The sequence below is a fragment of the Maribacter sp. 1_2014MBL_MicDiv genome (assembly GCF_001865655.1).
GTDB lineage: Bacteria > Bacteroidota > Bacteroidia > Flavobacteriales > Flavobacteriaceae > Maribacter > Maribacter dokdonensis.
In genome coordinates this window covers 3,704,238-3,719,912 of the sequence record NZ_CP011318.1, presented here as the reverse complement: position 1 = coordinate 3,719,912, position 15,675 = coordinate 3,704,238, and the positions used below count along the sequence as shown (strand labels likewise).

Sequence of the window (15,675 nt, the reverse complement as noted above, 5' to 3'; positions counted from 1 at the left end):
CATATTTGCATTGCAATAACGCAACAAAATATAAAAGAAAATAAAATGAAAAACGTAAATCCTGTAAACTGGTTCGACATTAATGTATCTAACCTAGAAAACGCTAAAGAATTCTATGAAGCTGTGTTTAATATAAAACTTGTTGATTTCCCAATTGAATTTGGTAAACAATCTGGTTTTCCTTTTGACCCAAAAGGGTTGAATATTACTGGTGCATTGGTAGAAAAGGAAGACTTTGTTCCTAATAGTAATAATACAGTTATCTACTTTGAATCTGAAGATTGTACAACAGAAGAAAATTTAGTAGAAAAAGCAGGAGGAAAAATTATAAGACCAAAAATGTCAATTGGAGAATTTGGTTTTGTATCAATTCTTATGGATAGAGATGGAAATACGATTGGACTTCACTCAAGAAAATAATTTATTGAAACAAAGTACGAATGTACAACAATGTATCCTATGAAAAGCCCTAGTCCAGTTCTCTAAAGTTAATATTTTATTTTTTATTGGTCCATAATGTTGATTTTGGGGTGTTGGATTGTTGGCAACCCTTTCCAGCATAATGCTTGGTTGTCAATACTTCAACACCATATATAACTTGCTCCGCATCCTATATGTGGTCCGTGCTTTGGGCATGGCCACCGGCATCTGTATGATCATAAGTTATAATAAGCCCGGTCACTTGCTAACCGATGTGGTTCCCGCCAGCGGCGGGACCACCTACATTGTTCTGTGATCCGGACTTTTCTACTTCTATTGTGAGCTCGGTTATCCTGTTGTTTTACTTTCTCTATATTCTATTCCAATACCCCTATCTCATAAGGGGTCTCCGTCTTTATCACCGCCAATGTCCTGCTCAGTAGTTTCCTGGCCACCTTTACGATGACACTCTTCACATTTTTTCCGTGATGCTTGCGGTAATAGCCCTGCATCACGGGATCCGTTCGAATGGCCTGCCAAGAGGCCTCGATGAAATAACTGCGTATCAACCGGTGGGCACGCATGCTCACCCCCGTATGTCGGATGGTATCGCCACTTTGGTAAATGCCCGGTGCCACACCTACATATCCGGCCAAATGTTTGATATTACCGAAACGGCGCAGGTCGCCCAATTCGCTCAAAATACCACTGGCCACTATGGGACCTATACCGGGAATGCTCCGTAAAAGCATTTAATCTTTCTTAAAGTGGATCTTGGTATACCGGCGCAATAAGGTGGAAACTTCCCGGAACTCCCGGTCGATGAACCGAAAACTGCGCATACGGCTACGCAGGACCTCATTGCCCGTATCGTACCCGAAATCCAGTTCATCGAGCCAATCCCTGAACTTATGGCTCCAATGGTCGTTATCGAATTCTTGGGGTATCCTTATACCGTAATACAGCAACTGCATCTTGATATAGCTCTTGATCTGGCGCATATCCTTGACCAGATCGTTCCTGCGACGGAAAAGGCTCCGCAGTTGCTCCCTGCACTTGTCCGGCACACAAATACCGCTCAACCTGCCGTCCTTGAGCTCCCGTGCTATGAGTTGGGCATCGATCCTATCCGTCTTGGTATGGCGCTCCTTGCCCCGCCTGAATATATCGGCCGGATTGACCACCAAGCTGCGCCAGCCATAACCTACAAAGCACCGGTGTGCACGGTATCCGCAACAGCCCGCCTCATAAGCGGTGGACACTTCATAACCTGTGTAATGCTTGGCTACATATTCATAGAGCAGTTCGGCATCGGGCAGCATGCTAAAAGTCTTTCCGGATGACAGATCCGTCGCACAGTGTACCTTCCAACTGCGTTTGTGTATGTCGATACCAATGAATAACTTAGGTGTAGCAGTAATTTGAGTGTTCATATCTTTGATTTTTAGTTCATCTTAAAGATACTCGACTTACTGCTTTTACATAGATGCTAACCGCAATTACGGCGGATTCGACTACGTCCGAATCCACTCGGAATTGCTAAAGTCTGTGCCAAACCGAAAAACATTAACTTTAATCCCGTAACTGACGGTTATACGAGACCGTTATAAACTATATTTCAATCCGCAAGTCGGTTTTTCTTTGCTCAAGTTTGCGCTTTATCAATAATCAAAAAAGCTATCAATTTTTAAAAACTAAACTGGAATCGTTGTGTTTATCGTGGTACGCTTTTTTTGCGGTTTATTTGCTCAGGTAATATCTGAGGTGTAACACTGAAAACTGCAAAACCAGTTTTTGTTTTCAGGAATATTTCCATGCCGCACAGCCGCAGTTTGTTTGCAAAATTAGGCTTGTATTGTCTGACTTGATTTTGGCTTTTTTTGCAATGGTTTGTCGTTTGGAGCACCTCCACGACAATCAGCTCGAGCAAAAAATACAGTTTATAACAATATGTATAATTCATGCCGACGTGAGTCCGTGTCTAATCCACAAAAAATTGTCTATTTGCATGTCGCAGTTAGTGTTTTGATTTGTTGCTTTTTACTATTTTAGCAACAAACAAAAACTAACTACTTGTACCAGCCCGAAATTCAGAGAATTTCGCAGCGGTACAAATTATACACGAAACGTTACAATGCATTAAGCTCAAAACCTCGTTTCTGAATTTTTTGCTAAGAATATAATTTCTCTTTTAAATGGAAAATTGAACTAATGACATCTAATCAACCAATAGAACCTAAACAAAGAATTGAAATTCTAGACATCCTAAGAGGTTTCGCTTTACTTGGAATCATTTTCATGAACATGGGATTTTTTAGCGGATACGTTTTTATGCCCTTTGATGACCTTGAGCAAATAACTAATTTTCAGTTAGATGAAAAATTATATTCGATTCTAAATATCGTAGTAGCAGGAAAGTTTTACACCCTTTTCTCCATTCTTTTTGCTGTTGGGTTCTATATTCAATATGAAAAGAACAAAGAAGATTCTCTTAATTTTTTAAAAACATATCGAAGAAGACTATTTCTTCTGTTATTGATAGGGTTATTGCACAGTTTAATTTGGTTTGGAGACATTTTACTTGCCTATTCTATATTTGGTTTTATCCTCATTTTATTCCGGAATGTCAAGTCTAAAAACCTTATTCTGTGGTCGTTATTTTTCCTTCTATTTCCACTTTTAATCGATTTATCTCTCTTGCCATTTTCTGAGGCTTTGAGTTCTGCTAGTCCAGAAAAAACGACTGCCATTGCACATGTTCAATATCCAGATATGACCGTTGAAGCAGTTATAAGTACATTCCAGAATGGTTCAATTGCAGACATATTCTTTTTAAATATTCATAATCTTGTCTGGAAATACTTAGGTTATATTCCATCAGGGGGGTATTTTAAATTCCTTGGAATTTTTCTTCTTGGTTACTATTTCGCTTCAATTGAATTTTTTACAAAAAAATCAAAATCAACCTTATTGTTGATAACCAGTTTAATAGTAGGTCTTTTGGCTACTTTTTCAGCTAAAACAATTGGTGGAAGTGCGTTTATGTTCCCATCAACTCCATTAAATATCCTTTATAAACTCTTGGTATTAGCCGGCCAGATATTTATGTGCATTTTCTATATAACTTCGATATTTAAAATTGTTCAAACTTCAATAGGTAGAAGAGCATTTAAATATTTAATCCCTGTGGGGAGAATGGCTCTGAGCAATTACTTGTTTCAGACCATAATCATGATTATTATATTTTACAATTTTGGATTTAATTTAATTGGTAAAATCGGTTTATTACATACATCAGGTATTGCGATTCTTGTTTTAGTATCGCAAATTATTTTTAGCCATATCTGGTTAAAATATTTCAAATTTGGTCCCTTAGAATGGATTTGGCGTAGCCTGACTTATAGAAAGTGGATAAATATCCGTTATCCAAATAACTAATCAGACAAATGATGGAATTAACGCATGGTAACATTGTGTATAATGTTCATTGCGAGCAAAAGCTCGCAACGCCATATACACGAGACCGTTAGTGGTAATTTAAGAAAAAAAATAGACCGTTACTTAGAAATAGACTTTCGCAAACAAGTCCTAATACCTAATAAGACTATTCTAAAAATGACTACATTTCTTTAATTAAACAAGCACTAAGATGTAATTGTTGTTTTTTTACTGTTTTTGTTCCCATAAACATTTCATAGTTCAATTTCCCATCATCAAAATTCCATTCTCTTTTAGAAGTTTGCATCCTTTCATCATTAATAATTAATCTTGATTCGAATAAAAGCTGATAAGAATCTTTTGATATCTTAATTTCATTCAAATTCATACACTCCATTCTACCATTTTCATGTACATTGTTCATAAAAAGTTGTTCCTCATTTTCGAATGAAATAAACCCAGATTCCCAATGAGAGCTTCTTCTTTTTTGTGATGAACTTGGTTTAAGCCAAGTTCTTTGTTCATAATGAATAACAGCCCTTTCCTCATCCTTTTTAAACACTAAATGCTCTATAAACTCAAAATTTTTAATTGTTGGAAATATTCCTGAACCTTCACCTTTCCAAGTACCAACAATACTGTTAGCAAACGACTCAAAACTAAATTCGTACATATCTAACTTTTATAAATTGTTGTTGCAGCACTTTGCGCTGAAGGAAAAATAGTCATATCGGCAATTTGAACATGTTTCGGTAAATCAATACAATAAAAAATAGATTTTGCTATATCTTCGGCAACTAAGGGTTGGTAATTTTTATAAACAGCATCCGCACTTTTTTTATCTCCTTTAAAACGGGTTAATGAAAATTCTGTATTCACCGCTCCTGGAGCTATATTTGTAACCTTTATCCCAAATGGAACAAGTTCTAAACGCATGCTATTACTAATTGATTCTACAGCAGCTTTGGAAGCACAATAAACCATTCCGTTCTGATATGCTTGTTTTCCTGCAATCGAACTCATATTAATTATTTGACCTTTATTATTTGAAATCATATACGGAATTATCAATTTTGAAATATAGAGTAGTCCTTTTACATTGGAATCAATTGTTTTTTCTAAATCAGTAATTTCACTATTAATAAAGCTACACAAACCATGAGCTCCACCTGCATTATTTACTAAGATGTCTACATTCTTAAAGTATTCTGGTAAGCTATCGATGTTATCTTTTGTTTCTTCAAAATTTTGAACATCAAAACATAAGACATGTACTTTTACATGCTCGCTAAGTGTCGATGCTAATTCTTCTAATTTTTCTCTTCTTCGACCACAAATAATTAAGTCTATATTATTCTTTGCAAAAATATTGGCAGTCGCCCTACCAATACCTGATGATGCACCTGTTATAAAAGCTATTCTATTCATCTGTCTTAAAGTTTAAATTAAGTGCCAAAATTCTAACTTTTAAATAGAAAAAAACAGATTCAGATTTTTATATTTACACCATATCAGATTTCCTGTTATGAATAATTTTAAGTTTGAAAAAATAGCGCAATCCATTGAAGAAAAAATTCATCATGGAATATTTGAAGTTGGTCATAAATTACCCTCTGTAAGAGCAGCCTGTAATGAATTTGCGGTGAGTCCGTCTACTGTATTCAAAGCCTACTACGAACTTGAAGCTAAAGGTTTAATAGAAGCCAGAAATAAATCGGGTTACTATGTAAGTTTAAGTGCAACGCAATTAAAAAAAGTAAAACACTTAAATGATAAAGTCACTAGCACTAAAAATTCAGCTACAAAGGCAAAAAATGTAGATGAAATGATAGAGGAAATGGAACGCTCAAAATTAGGTGATATTGAGGTCGATTTTAGCTCCGCAACTCCCTCAGTAGAAATGCTACCCATAAAGAAATTATATAAATCGCTACAGACTTCTATTTTACACGAAAAGTATAATTTAATTCCATATGAAAATCCCATTGGTTCTATTGAATTGCGTAAGCAAATAATATTGCAAACCATTAGAGGAAGTAAAGTCAACCCAGTTGATGATGTAGTAATTACGGCTGGTTGTTTAGAAGCGATTGGAATATGTATAAATATTTTAACTGAAAACGGAGATAATATTCTAATAGCAGACTCTAGTTATTATAATATCATTTCATTATTAAAAAACAAGAATGTTAATATACATACATATGACTTTAACCAATCATTGAATTTTGACAGTAAAGCTTTTGAACAGGTATTAATTGAGAAGAAAATTTCTTTATGTTTAATCACTTCTAATTTCCACAACCCTACCGGGGCAACCTTAGATACTTCTGCCAAACAAAAAATTGTATCTATAGCATCAAAAAAGAACATTAATATTATAGAAGATGATGTATATGGCGATTTATATTTTGAAAATAATAAGCCAACTACTTTAAAACAGTTTGATACAGAAGGTATTGTCTATTATTGTTCTTCCTTTTCAAAAACTTTAGCTCCCGGATTTAGAATTGGGTATTGTATAACTGGACGTAAATCACAAGAATTTGCTAAGCAAAAACGCCTATTATCTTTAAGCACAAATAGTATTACACAAGCGGCTTTAGTAGATTTTATGAAAACAGGTCGTTTTGACTTGAATTTAAAAAATCTTAGAAAACAGCTGCATTTGAATATGTTAAAATATGGAAATGCAATTTTAAATTACTTCCCTTCTGAAATTAATATTGAAATTCCGAAGGGTGGATATGTTTTTTGGATAGAATTTTCAGCGTCTTTTGATGGTTACGAATTTTATAGAAAAGTGTTGAAAGAAAAAATTCTAATTACCCCAGGCGAAATTTTTTCAGCAAATGGATATTATAAAAATTTTATTAGAATAAGCTATTCTAAGCCATATAATGAAAAAATAGATGGTGCACTAAAACAAATTGGCAACTTAGCGCGAAAGCATATGGTAACAAAAAAAAACTACCACTAACAATGGTAACCGTTGCACAAGCCTATAATTAGAAACAATTACTATCGATATAAGTCTCTTTAAGGGGCTTTTTTTATGCTAAGCTAGAAGTTGAACGTGAATTTTCCGTGCGCCGGAGAAAGGCTTTTCACGTAACGGACCATGATTTTTACGAATAATGGCAGGGCAAGCTTTCCTGCCCCACTTTTCGGGTGTTTGTTCTCGAATTTCAGGTACTTTTTGAGGTTGTAGGCAATCGCCGAGAGGTGCATCATCTTGTTCGCCTGTGCGAGCCCGATGGTATTCATCTTCCTCAGTCCCATGAACTGGGTCAAGGTTCCAAAAACGGGCTCTACCGTGCTCTGCCGCTTGCCCTTCATATACCGCCCCAGTGGGCTCTCCACCCGGGCGATGTTACGCAAATACTCCGCACGGTAATAGGTAACGCCGAACTTCTTCTCCTGTGCGCTTTTGCCCAGACAGCTACTGCGTATCGGGCACCCGGTGCAGATATGCTTTCTTGCCCGGTATTCCTTCTTTCTTGTTCCCGTGCGATAATCCCTGAACTCCTTGGTGAACGGTATCGTTTTCCCTTGGGGACAGCGGTAGCTGTCCGTCCCCTGGTCATAAACGAAACCATCGGGACCTCCCTTGAACGTTCCGTGGGCGGGTATGAAGCTTTTCAGCCCCCTGCTTTCCAAAAAGGCATAGTTCTCGCCACTGCTATAGCCCGTATCGGCCACGCAGTTCTCAAAAACGAAGCCCTGCTGCCATAGGCGCCGCTGTAGGCGCTTTACGATATCCTGTAACTGCTGGTTGTCCTTGCCATCGGCATGGTACGCCCTGATATCGGTAATTACATGATGGGCGGTATCCACGCTCAACTGACTGAGGTAGTTCAGCTTTCTTGCCTTGCCCGGCTTTACGCTTATTCTGGCATCGGGGTCGGTAGGACTGTAATGGGTCTTGTTGCTCGTATACTTTGCCCCCTTGTTACCTGCGCCCGGTCGTTGATCCTGGTCCTTCGCCCATTTTTTGTTCCTGCCCTTTATCGCATCGAGTTCCTTCTTGTTGGCGGTCACACTTCGCTGACCCTTGTCGGACCTGTCGCACTTGCTCTTGCGGTGTGGCACTTCCTTGTCCATGGCGCTGATAGCACGTACCTTCCGTAAATGCTCGTCAAGTTCCTCTTCGGGCACCTTCAGCTCCAATGTATCCATACTCGCATTAGCCTTTACCGGGGCAGAATCTATTGCTTGAGTATGACCGGAAACCATCCCTTTTTCTACACACATACTCAAGACATTGGTGAATACTTCCTCGAATACCGATTCAGGAAAAAGTTGACGGGTACGGCTTATGGTACTGTGCCCGGGAAGTTCCTCGTCAATGTCATAGCCTACGAAAAAAAGAATATCCAGGCGCATGGAACAATGGGCGATAAGCCTTCGGTCGCTGATGATGTTCTCCAGGTAGCCCACCAAACAGAGCTTGAAGAAGACCAAGGGGTCAGTACTTTTTTGACCGCTTTCACCGTAATATCCTTTGGTCAGCTTATAGAGAAAATCCAAGTCCAGAACCTCTTTTAAACGCCTGTAGAAATTGTTCTTCGGTATGCGCTCGCTCAATTGGAAACGGGCGAACAGTTTTTCCTGGTAATCCTTTTTTCCCTGCATCCCTAAAGTTAACACAACAACGTTAAGATCACGTTGGCCCTATATGGTTTTTTCGTTAACTTGTGCAACAGGCACACCGTATAAAATTAATTGCTGGTTTTAGCCAATTTACGAAAGTCCTCGCGGACTCTCTATCTGTGTTTTATTTGGTAACTTTAGTACTTAATCAACGCAACTAATCTTATACAATCACGTTGGCGGTAATATAAAAAACAAAGCAAACAAACAATGAAGAACATACTTAATTTAGTCATAATTACACTATTAATCTTTAGCTGTAAAGAAAACAAATCGAAACCCAATGAACTAGCAAGTAGTTCGGAAACCACAGAATATAGCGGAACAGCAAGTGTTACGCAAGGTATAGCCACCACAATAGCTGAAGATATATATTCTTGTGAACGTGGAAGAAAGACTGATGTAGGAGAGATTACTTCGACCGATGGTAAAAAATGGATTGTGCCAGCTCAAACAAATTATACAAATAATGACTTCCCGTTTGCGGGAAACTTATTTAATTCCTGCGAAGGAAAGAATTATGCAACAACAAAAGAGGCTTTAGCAAGTTTTGACAATTCCAAATTAATCGAAATTGACGAAGATGGCGAGATTTTTACAGCCTATATTTTTGCTGACAACTATTTTGAAATGTATGTAAATGGCATTCCCGTTGGAAAAGATAAAGTACCCTTTACAGAGTTTAATTCTAGTATTGTAAAGTTTAAAGTTCAAAAACCATATACCATCGCTATGAAGTTGGTAGATTGGGAAGAACATTTGGGTGTTGGTTGCGAAGAAAATAGAGGCAAATCCTTTCACAATGGAGATGGTGGAATGGTTGCCGTAATTAAAGATGCACAAAACAATATTATTGCTAAAACTGATGAAAGTTGGAAAGCACAGACTTTTTACACAGCGCCAATTAAGGACTTAAGTTGTGTATCAGAAGAGGGGAATTATAGATACTCTAAAAATTGTGACACCAATGGAGGTCAAGATGGGAGTTCTTTTTATGCTTTGCATTGGGAATTGCCAAACGAGTGGATGAATGCTGATTTTGATGATTCCAATTGGCCTAATGCAACCACTTACACAAACAAAGCCATTGGTGTAGATAATAAACCTTCGTACACCAACTTCACTTCTATTTTTGATGATTCTGATAATGATGCCGAATTTATATGGTCAACTAATGTTGTATTAGATAATGAAGTTTTAGTACGATACACTATAAAATAAAGGCTATGAACAAGATACTATTTATACTATCAATTCTGTTTTTTTCCTCTCAAGCTTCAGCTCACGAAGGCGGGCACGGTGCTCCTACAAAAGTTTGGCATTTTACAAATAGTGAAATGAACCTAAAAGCTGAATTTATTGAAAAAATTGATGAAAGAGTGTATCTAATGAATGATGCACACAAAATGGTAGCCTTTAATATTTCAGATTTTACGAGTCAAGAACAACAATATATTTTAAATAAAGCAAATTGGATTATTGACAAAAACACTTCACAAAAAGAGTATCAATTATTTTCAATAAACTATTCTAAAATTTTAATTTATTTCGGTATTGCCTTGTTACTATTTTCATTCTTCAAGTTTAGGAAAAAGAATACCTCTAAAATTTTAGCTTTTAGTTTAATTGGACTTTTCTTTGTTATAGTGGGTTGTAAAACAAATGTTTCATCAGATAGAATTAAAATGGCAAAAAATAACATTTCATATTTAGAATCTATTTTTGGCGTTTTTGACAAAGTAACTACACGGTACGATAACAAATATTTCTACATAGAATCAGACGGAATACCTGAACACGAAATGATGACAGGCATAACCAATTGGCAACAACAAGTTCCTATTAATCACGATTATTCGGGTAGTAATGCTTGGGCAATTCCCTTGCAACCTGAATTGGCTGAAAATCCACTATCGACAAAAGACAATTTTATGAAAGGTGCTATTGCTATTTCTGTGAATGGAATACCTATTTTTAATCCTTTAAATAATCGAGGCGAAGATGCAAATGCCATTGGTGAATTAGACAAATGGGGAGGACATTGTGGAAGAGCAGATGATTATCATTATCACTTACCTCCTACACATTTACAATCTAAAGTAGGAAATGGTAAACCAATAGCCTATGCTTTAGATGGTTTTCCAGTTTACGGAGAAACCAAAGAGCAGTTAGATGAAAGTCTTGGACGTTTTACTTCAGACAGCACTTATCAATACCACGCAGTTAAAGAATACCCGTATTTAATTGCCTCTATGAAAGGTAAAGTTGAAATTAACCCAAGAACTCAAGCACCCGAAAATGAGATAATGCCACAAGCAAAAACAAAAGGAGTTCGACCAGATTTAAGACCTTTGCGTGGTGCTGAAATTATTGACTTTATGAACCCTGAACTCAACCAATACAGTTTAAAATACAAAGTTGAATCATCAATTTATATTATAAATTATGGTTGGGATAACAATGGAAAATATAACTACGAATTTATAAACCCGGACGGAACAACAACAAATTTGACATACAAAAGAGAATAAATACTACCGCCAACAATGGTAACCGTTGCACAAGCCTATAATTAGAAATAATTACTATCGATATAAGCCTCTTTAAGGGGCTTTTTTTTATGCCATGTCAGAAGATGAACCTAAATTTTAGATGCACTAGAAAGGCTTTTCAAGTAATGGACCATGATTTTTACGAATAATGGCAGGGCAAGCTTTCCCGCCCCACTTTTCGGGCGTTTGTTCTCGAATTTCAGGTACTCCTGCCTGCCGGCAGGCAGGTTTTGAGGTTGTAGGCGATCGCGGATAAGTGCATCACCTTGTTCGCCTGTTCAATACCAATAGTATTTATTTTTCGCCTTCCCATGAACTGGGTCAAGGTTCCGAAAACAGGTTCTACCGTGCTTTGCCGTTTGCCCTTCATATACCTGCCCTGTTTGCTAGTTACCCGTTCGATATTTCGTTCATACTCCGCTCTATAGTAGGTTACACTAAACTTCTTCTCTTGTGCACTTTTGCCTAAGCAACTACTGCGTATTGGGCAATCAACACAAACATGCTTTCTTGCGCGATACTCTTTCTTCTTGGTCTTGGTGCGGTAATCTAAAAACACTTTGGTAAATGGTATCACCTTGCCTTGTGGACAGACATAATGATCTGCTGTTTCATTGTAAATGAAGTCCGTTGGCCCGCCTTTGTAAGTGCCATGCGGAGGTATGAAACTCTTTAGCCCTCGGTTTTCTAGAAAAGCATAGTTCTCCCCACTACTATACCCTGTATCGGCTACACAGTTTTCAAACAATAAACCTTGTTGCCATAAACGTTTTCGCAACCGCTTTACAATATCTTGAAGCTGTTGATTGTCTTTTCCGTCTGCATGATAGGCTTTGATATCTGTTATCACATGATGGGCGGTATCCACGCTCAACTGACTGAGGTAGTTCAGCTTTCTTGCCTTGCCCGGCTTTACGCTTATCCTGGCATCGGGGTCGGTAGGACTGTAATGGGTCTTGTTGCTCGTATACTTTGCCCCCTTGTTTCCGGCACCGGGTCTTTGGTCCTGGTCCTTCGCCCATTTTTTGTTCCTGCCCTTTATCGCATCGAGTTCCTTCTTGTTGGCGGTCACACTTCGCTGACCCTTGTCGGACCTGTCGCCCTTGCTCTTGCGGTGTGGCACTTCTTTGTCCATTGTGCTTATAGCACGTACTTTTTTCAAATGCTCTTCCAAATCTTCTTCGGGCACCTTCAGCTCCAATGTGTCCATGCTCGCGTTCGCTTTCACGGGCGCACTGTCGATCGCCTGGGTATGACCGGCGACCATCCCCTTCTCAACACACATGGCAAGGACATTGGTGAACACTTCCTCGAATACCGACTCGGGAAAAAGTTGACGGGTACGGCTTATGGTACTGTGCCAGGGAAGTTCCTCGTCAACCTGCCTGCCGGCAGGCAGGTGTCATAGCCTACGAAAAAAAGAATATCCAGGCGCATCGAACAATGGGCGATAAGCCTTCGGTTGCTGATGATGTTCTCCAGGTAGCCCACCAAACAGAGCTTGAAGAAGACCACGGGGTCAATACTTTTTTGACCGCTTTCACCGTAATATCCTTTGGTCGGCTTATAGAGAAAATACAGGTCCAGAACCTCTTTTAAACGCCTGTAGAAATTGTTCTTCGGTATGCGCTCGCTCAATTGGAAACGGGCGAACAGTTTTTCCTGGTAATCCTTTTTTCCCTGCATAACTAAAGTTAACGACCCAACGTTAAGATCACGTTGGCCCTATATGGTTTTTTCGTTAACTTGTGCAACAGGCACAATGTATAACCACAATTACGGCGGATTCGACTACGTCCGAATCCACTCGGAATTGCTAAAGCCTGTGCTAAACTGAAAATTAACGCATATTAACCCGTAACTGACAGTTATACGATACCGTTGTAGCACATATGCGAACAGTAACTTTATTCATATTTTTAGAATATCCAAATGATAGTATTGACAAGGATTGGGTTTTTCCAGACACAGAAGATGGTATTAAAAATGCATTGAATAAAGGAGCAAAAATCTTTTGGCTGAATACGGTGCTCTATAACCATCATAACATAGAAAAATTTTATAACGAAGATCTTTATATTGTAGGGCAAACACCATCCTTAGTAGATACTTTTGATGATAAAATGTATACCAATTATATTTTAGCTACCAACAATATACCTATCCCTAAAAATCAACTCATTACCAATGAACATTACAATAACCTTTCATTGGACTTAAAATTTCCTTTGGTATTAAAACCGATAAGAGGAAGAGGAAGTCAAGGTGTAACGAAAATTAACAACCACAAAAATCTTTTAGATAGGTTACCTGCTATGTTTTCAAACAATAACTATGGCACCGCTGTTTACATTGAAGAATTTTTAATTGGAAAGGAAATAACAATTACCGCAATGCCTAAAGGGAATTACATGGTAAATGGCAAAGAATTGTTTTATGATAGACCATGGTGTTTACCTGCAGTAGAAAGATATAATCATGATAATGGTATTGCCCCTTATAATGGAACAGTAGCTGTTATGGAAAACAGTAAAGTACTAAGTGATGCAGAGTTACAGAGTAATGAAATTCTAGAAGTTTATGAACATTGCGTTAAATCTGCAAAGATAATAGATATTAAAGCTCCCATTAGAATAGATTGCAGATCTAACAGTACAGGAAAATATTATTTATTTGACCTTAATATGAAACCGAATATGACCGGACCCTCAAGGTCCCACAGAAATAATCAAGACAGTTTAACGTTACTATCTGGAAGAAAAATAGGATGGAATTATATTGATCTTTTGAGCAACATCCTGAACCAAAAATGGAACTCGGTATCCATAGACAAGTAAACAACAAGCATTTTAAAATGAAAAGTCACAAATACGAAATAAAAGTTGAGTGGACAGGTAACGAGGGAAACGGAACTTTAAACTATACCTCTTACAACCGTAATCACGAAATTAAATCCGTTGGTAAATATGATGCAATTCATGGGTCTTCTGATCCATCATTTTTGGGCGACAAATCAAAATATAACCCAGAAGATCTTTTTCTGTCTTCCATAACAGCATGTCATATGCTATGGTATTTACATTTATGTTCCGTACATAAAATAATAGTAACTGAATATGAAGATAATGCTACGGGAACAATGGCGGAAGATAATAACGGTAGCGGAAGGTTTACAGAAGTTACCCTTAACCCTACCGTTAGAATTTCGGATAAAAACAGAATTCAAGAAGCTAAAGAATTACATGAAGAAGCTAATAAAATGTGTTTTATTGCCAATTCTTGCAACTTTAAAATTAAACATAAACCTAATATTATTTCAGATTAAGACTCATAGAAAAATGTATGTACACCGTATTATACATTTATAAAAAATATGTTATAAAACTAGATATAAGGCTATTACACCAGAACACTACTACCCCATCATACCAATTTACAATACCACCTTTCCTTTTCGTATCCTATGTTTTCAACAGAAAATCAAAAATCTTAATTTTATATTAAATATTTTACCAATCGTTCGGTAATTAAAATATAATATTACATTTGTACCATGAGACCACAAAAGGTATTGGACATAGAAATATTAACAGGGTTAACAAAAGTCTTTAGATCAAGAGGCTATGAAGGTGCTAGCTTAAAGGAATTATCAGAAGCTACCGGTCTCAAAAAAGCTAGTTTATATCATAGGTTTCCTAACGGCAAGCAAGAGATGGCAGATGCTGTATTGCAACACTTAGAAGATTGGGTTACCAACAATGTCTTTAATACACTATTGGACACCAACCTTGATCCATCTACTAGATTAAAAGAAGGCTTATCCGCAATTAGAACTTTATATGATGGTGGTAAAAACATCTGCATTTTTCGTGCACTTTCTATGCAAGCCGGCATTGAACTATTTGAAGAGCAGATCAACCAAGGAATGACCGCATACCTTTCTGCCTTTAAAGAAATAGGCATTGCCTTAAAATTAACTCCAGAAGCAGCAGAAGAAAAGGCCTTACAAGTATTGATAGAAATACAAGGAAGCTTAATTGTAACCAAGGGCTTAGGAGATATCAGCATTTTTGACAAAACCCTACAGAACATTGAACACCAGTATCTAAACCCATAAAAAATTTAACACTATATTTTACCGAATGTTCGGTAATTAATTCTTGAACTATGAAAAAATACCCATTACCCCCTTTTACAGAAGAAACAGCAAAACAAAAAGTACAATTGGCAGAGGATGCCTGGAACAGCAAAGACCCTATAAAGGTTTCCATGGCTTATACCGTTGACACCGAGTGGCGCAATAGAAGCCAGTTCATTAATGGTAGAAATGAAGTGCAACAATTTTTAGAAAACAAATGGACCAATGAACAAAACTACAAGCTAAAAAAAGAGCTATGGAGCTATCATGGTAACCGAATAGCCGTAAGATTTGAATATGAATATCAAAATCAAGAAGGACAATGGTATCGTGCTTACGGTAATGAAAACTGGGAATTTGACGAAAATGGATTAATGCAAAAAAGATATGCAAGTATTAATGATTTAACAATTAAAGAAAACGAAAGAACATTATAAATGAGAACAATTAACCTTATATGCATCTTGGCATTGA

Annotated in this window: 14 protein-coding genes and 1 pseudogene; 9 read left to right on the top strand and 6 right to left on the bottom strand. The window is 37.3% G+C overall.

Annotation, left to right across the window (positions count from 1 at the left end; genetic code table 11):
* The first annotated feature begins 45 nt into the window (after positions 1 to 45).
* Positions 46 to 420, top strand: a complete 375-nt coding sequence (locus YQ22_RS15605; protein WP_071341927.1) for a VOC family protein — start codon at positions 46 to 48, stop codon at positions 418 to 420.
* 377 nt (positions 421 to 797) lie between these two features.
* On the opposite strand, the gene YQ22_RS18985 is transcribed toward YQ22_RS15605, so the two are convergent.
* Together YQ22_RS18985 and YQ22_RS18980 are read right to left on the bottom strand one after the other, a co-directional pair.
* Entirely contained in the window at positions 798 to 1,172 is a 375-nt protein-coding gene (locus YQ22_RS18985; RefSeq protein ID WP_083414276.1) for a transposase, read from the bottom strand.
* Positions 1,173 to 1,853, bottom strand: coding sequence for an IS110 family transposase (locus YQ22_RS18980; protein ID WP_083414275.1), 681 nt, complete (start codon positions 1,851 to 1,853; stop codon positions 1,173 to 1,175). It lies immediately after the preceding gene.
* A 778-nt stretch (positions 1,854 to 2,631) separates the two neighbouring features.
* On the opposite strand from YQ22_RS18980, the gene YQ22_RS15590 reads away from it, so the two are divergent.
* Positions 2,632 to 3,858, top strand: a complete 1,227-nt coding sequence (locus YQ22_RS15590; protein WP_071341925.1) for a DUF418 domain-containing protein — start codon at positions 2,632 to 2,634, stop codon at positions 3,856 to 3,858.
* A gap of 181 nt (positions 3,859 to 4,039) precedes the next feature.
* Here YQ22_RS15590 and YQ22_RS15585 read toward each other — a convergent pair whose 3' ends face one another.
* Positions 4,040 to 4,531, bottom strand: a complete 492-nt coding sequence (locus YQ22_RS15585; protein ID WP_071341924.1) for an FABP family protein — start codon at positions 4,529 to 4,531, stop codon at positions 4,040 to 4,042.
* Positions 4,532 to 4,533: 2 nt separating this feature from the next.
* Positions 4,534 to 5,286 carry an SDR family NAD(P)-dependent oxidoreductase gene (locus tag YQ22_RS15580; protein ID WP_071341923.1) on the bottom strand — a complete coding sequence of 251 codons (753 nt, stop codon included), beginning with the start codon at positions 5,284 to 5,286 and terminating at the stop codon, positions 4,534 to 4,536.
* Positions 5,287 to 5,383: 97 nt separating this feature from the next.
* On the opposite strand from YQ22_RS15580, the gene YQ22_RS15575 reads away from it, so the two are divergent.
* Complete coding sequence (locus YQ22_RS15575) at positions 5,384 to 6,838, top strand: aminotransferase-like domain-containing protein (protein WP_071341922.1); 1,455 nt, start codon at positions 5,384 to 5,386, stop codon at positions 6,836 to 6,838.
* An 83-nt stretch (positions 6,839 to 6,921) separates the two neighbouring features.
* Here the strand turns inward: YQ22_RS15575 and YQ22_RS15570 are convergent, their stop codons facing one another.
* Positions 6,922 to 8,493 carry an IS1182 family transposase gene (locus YQ22_RS15570; RefSeq protein WP_071341921.1) on the bottom strand — a complete coding sequence of 524 codons (1,572 nt, stop codon included), beginning with the start codon at positions 8,491 to 8,493 and terminating at the stop codon, positions 6,922 to 6,924.
* Positions 8,494 to 8,721: 228 nt separating this feature from the next.
* Here YQ22_RS15570 and YQ22_RS15565 point away from each other — a divergent pair, with 228 nt between their 5' ends.
* Positions 8,722 to 9,732, top strand: a complete 1,011-nt coding sequence (locus YQ22_RS15565) for a hypothetical protein (protein ID WP_071341920.1) — start codon at positions 8,722 to 8,724, stop codon at positions 9,730 to 9,732.
* A 116-nt stretch (positions 9,733 to 9,848) separates the two neighbouring features.
* Positions 9,849 to 11,042: a YHYH protein gene (locus tag YQ22_RS15560; RefSeq protein WP_198033487.1), complete on the top strand. Its 1,194-nt coding sequence runs from the start codon at positions 9,849 to 9,851 to the stop codon at positions 11,040 to 11,042.
* 110 nt (positions 11,043 to 11,152) lie between these two features.
* On the opposite strand, the pseudogene YQ22_RS19460 reads toward YQ22_RS15560, so the two are convergent.
* Positions 11,153 to 12,749 (bottom strand): annotated as a pseudogene (locus YQ22_RS19460) (IS1182 family transposase).
* A 206-nt stretch (positions 12,750 to 12,955) separates the two neighbouring features.
* Here YQ22_RS19460 and YQ22_RS15550 point away from each other — a divergent pair.
* The 4 genes from YQ22_RS15550 (at position 12,956) to YQ22_RS15535 (ending at position 15,638) form a co-directional block, all read left to right on the top strand.
* A complete protein-coding gene (locus YQ22_RS15550) occupies positions 12,956 to 13,900 on the top strand; it encodes a carboxylate--amine ligase (protein ID WP_071341918.1) in 945 nt (314 codons plus the stop codon).
* A 17-nt stretch (positions 13,901 to 13,917) separates the two neighbouring features.
* Positions 13,918 to 14,388 carry an OsmC family protein gene (locus YQ22_RS15545; RefSeq protein WP_071342618.1) on the top strand — a complete coding sequence of 157 codons (471 nt, stop codon included), beginning with the start codon at positions 13,918 to 13,920 and terminating at the stop codon, positions 14,386 to 14,388.
* A 228-nt stretch (positions 14,389 to 14,616) separates the two neighbouring features.
* On the top strand, positions 14,617 to 15,180 hold the full coding sequence (locus YQ22_RS15540) for a TetR/AcrR family transcriptional regulator (protein ID WP_071341917.1): 564 nt from the start codon (positions 14,617 to 14,619) through the stop codon (positions 15,178 to 15,180).
* A gap of 50 nt (positions 15,181 to 15,230) precedes the next feature.
* Positions 15,231 to 15,638, top strand: a complete 408-nt coding sequence (locus YQ22_RS15535; RefSeq protein ID WP_071341916.1) for a nuclear transport factor 2 family protein — start codon at positions 15,231 to 15,233, stop codon at positions 15,636 to 15,638.
* The last annotated feature ends 37 nt before the right edge of the window (positions 15,639 to 15,675 follow it).